The organism is Mesorhizobium sp. M7A.F.Ca.ET.027.03.2.1 (assembly GCF_003999175.1).
In the GTDB taxonomy this organism is placed as follows: Bacteria; Pseudomonadota; Alphaproteobacteria; order Rhizobiales; family Rhizobiaceae; genus Mesorhizobium.
This window is the reverse complement of the sequence record NZ_RZOM01001221.1, coordinates 1-1,675: the sequence shown is the minus strand read 5'-3', so window position 1 is coordinate 1,675 and position 1,675 is coordinate 1. Positions and strand designations below refer to the sequence as shown.

Here is a 1,675-nt window from a genome sequence, read left to right as displayed (position 1 = left end):
GTTTCGCGTCACCAACATGCGCGACATCGATGTCGACGGCGACCGCGCCGTGCTGCACAAGAAATTCGACGGCTCGGTTGCCAAGGCGGACGGCAGCGTCGACCGCTTGAAATGGCAGACGCTGTATTTCTGCAGCAAGGTCGGCGGCAGCTGGAAGATATCAGGCTTCGTCGGCTACATGCCGCATCCGCTCGGTAGCTAGAACCACCGATCACCAGAGCGCAGGATGGGTCGGGCCGAACGTGCGGCCCGGCACCGCGGCCGCCATCAGCGAGCCGTTGAACAGCGATGGCGGATGCAAGGCGCCGCATTCCATCAAACGCATCGCCAGACATTGGCAATGCCTTTTGCGCCCATTCTTACGAATTTGTATGCCGCCGGACAGGCCGGTGTGAACTCGTTTGTTTACGATGCGCGGGGCGGATCGCCATCGCCCCGCCGCAACCGTCGACTTCTGGACTTCAGCCATGCTCGCGCCCAACAGGCAACAACCCGCCGCACCGAGCCACAACAGGGTTCCCGACGTCACCCTCGACTTCTGGCTGGTCAAGCTGATGGCGGTCACCACGGGCGAGACCGCGGCGGATTATCTTGCCGACACAATCGGGCTCGGGCTGACCGCCACCTCGCTGATCATGACCGGCATCCTGATCGCGGCCCTTGTCCTGCAGTTTACGCGGAAATGCTATGTGCCGTGGGCTTATTGGCCGGCGGTGGTGCTGATCAGCATCGTCGGCACGCTGGTGACGGACAGCCTAGTCGACAGTTTCGGCGTGCGCCTGCAGACGGCAACCATCGCCTTCTCGGTCGCGCTCGCCGCGACATTCGCGGTCTGGTACGCCAGCGAAAGGACGCTGTCGATCCACACCATCTTCACCACCAGGCGCGAGATCTTCTACTGGCTGGCGATCCTCTTGACCTTCGCGCTCGGCGCCGCCGCCGGCGACCTCGTCGCCGAAAGCTTCGACATGGACTACCTCACATCGGGGCTGCTGTTCGGCGGCGTCATCGCGCTGATAGCGCTCGCCTACTGGCTGCTCAGTCTCGACGGCATCCTGGCCTTCTGGCTCGCCTATATCCTGACGCGACCGCTTGGCGCTTCGTTCGGCGACCTGCTGTCGCGGTCGGCCAGGCATGGCGGCCTGGGTCTCGGCACCATCTTCACCAGCCTGCTCTTCCTTGGCTGTATCATTGCCCTCGTCCTGCACATGACCCTGAAGGAGGCAACCGACGAGGCCGATGAACTGTTGCTGGACCTGGACTGAAGCCTTGGCCTCGTCATCCGCGCGCGGAGCAAGGAGCGTAGCGACGCAGCGCGGACCCGACGATGACGAAGTTGGGAGAAGCCGCTCCGAATGCCTGCGCCTTCGTGACATCCTAGGAACAAGCCCGTGCCGGTGATAGCCTCTCCACCTCGGCAAAGGACCGGACCTTTCATGCGACTGCTTCTCGTCGAGGACGACCACAGGACGGCCGACTATATCGTCAGGGGACTGACCGAGGCCGGCCATGTCTGCGATTTGCTTCGCAACGGACATGACGCGCTGTTCGCGGCGACCCGGGGCAATTACGACGTGATCGTCGCCGACCGGATGATCCCCGGCCTCGACGGGCTGTCGATGATCAAGGCGGCGCGCGCCGCGGGCGTACGAACGCCCGCGATCTTTCTCACCTC

3 protein-coding genes and 1 pseudogene are annotated in these 1,675 nt (G+C 63.6%); 3 read left to right on the top strand and 1 reads right to left on the bottom strand.

The features are described 5' to 3' along the window. A pseudogene (locus tag EN750_RS33185) lies at positions 1-202 on the top strand (hypothetical protein); the annotation flags it as partial. A 9-nt stretch (positions 203-211) separates the two neighbouring features. Here EN750_RS33185 and EN750_RS33180 read toward each other — a convergent pair. After that, positions 212-469: a hypothetical protein gene (locus tag EN750_RS33180; RefSeq protein ID WP_127399182.1), complete on the bottom strand. Its 258-nt coding sequence runs from the start codon at positions 467-469 to the stop codon at positions 212-214. Between EN750_RS33180 and EN750_RS33175 the strand changes: the two genes are divergently transcribed. Both EN750_RS33175 and EN750_RS33170 read left to right on the top strand, forming a co-directional pair. Then, positions 468-1,265: a hypothetical protein gene (locus EN750_RS33175; protein WP_127399181.1), complete on the top strand. Its 798-nt coding sequence runs from the start codon at positions 468-470 to the stop codon at positions 1,263-1,265. The genes EN750_RS33180 and EN750_RS33175 overlap by 2 nt on opposite strands. A gap of 171 nt (positions 1,266-1,436) precedes the next feature. Further along, positions 1,437-1,675 (top strand): response regulator (locus EN750_RS33170; RefSeq protein WP_127399180.1); only part of this gene is annotated, 239 nt, incomplete at its 3' end.

Coding starts and splice junctions, on each gene's coding strand:
- EN750_RS33175 (WP_127399181.1), top strand. CDS start 468: ATGCTCGCGCCCAACAGGCAACAACCCGCCGCACCGAGCCACAACAGG.
- EN750_RS33180 (WP_127399182.1), bottom strand. CDS start 469: ATGGCTGAAGTCCAGAAGTCGACGGTTGCGGCGGGGCGATGGCGATCC.